This is a genomic window from Lyngbya sp. CCY1209, from assembly GCF_055795065.1.
This window is the reverse complement of the sequence record NZ_JAYFER010000534.1, coordinates 1-714: the sequence shown is the minus strand read 5'-3', so window position 1 is coordinate 714 and position 714 is coordinate 1. Positions and strand designations below refer to the sequence as shown.

Sequence of the window (714 nt, the reverse complement as noted above, 5' to 3'; positions counted from 1 at the left end):
GTGAACCTAAAAAATGCCAAAGGTGCCACCCTAGCCAACTCGGAAGCGACGGGGACTATCGTTGACAACGATTTTCCCGTGCTATCCATCGGCGATGTAAGTTTACCCGAAGGCGACCTAGACCCGATGACGGGAGAGTCCGCGATCGCAAATTTTGAGTTTCCGGTGACTCTCTCCGAACCCACCAGCAAAACGGTGATGGTCAATTATACGATTAAAGGGCGTCAGGCCAATTTGGGAGAAGATTATGATGGACCCGCCAGCGGTACGGTAATATTTGCCCCCAGGGAAACGAAACAAACAATTGCCGTACCGGTGATCGGGGATGAGGTTGTAGAAGCCGATGAAACCTTTGTGATCCAACTCGATGCACCCGTTAATGGCCGATTTAAAAATCCCAAAGATAGGCAGGGGACGGGGACGATACTGAATGATGAATTGCCTCAAGTGACGATTGAAGATGTCAGCATCGAGGAAGGGAACAGCGGCACTCAGGACGCGGTATTTACCGTCAGTATGGATCGCCCGAGCGAGGAGAGGGTAAGGGTCAACTATGCCACGAAAAACGGAACCGCCAAAGCGAACGACTACACCCGCACCCGGGGTCAGCTCACATTTCGGCCGGGGGAAACGACCCAAGAAATTAAAGTGCCCGTCAAAGGCGATCGCAACATAGAGGAAGACGAAACCTTTTTGGTGAACCTAAAAAATGCC

Annotated in this window: 1 protein-coding gene; it reads left to right on the top strand. The window is 51.5% G+C overall.

The features are described 5' to 3' along the window. On the top strand, nt 1–714 hold a 714-nt coding region (locus AC0QHF_RS17680), incomplete at both ends, for a Calx-beta domain-containing protein (RefSeq protein ID WP_324705554.1).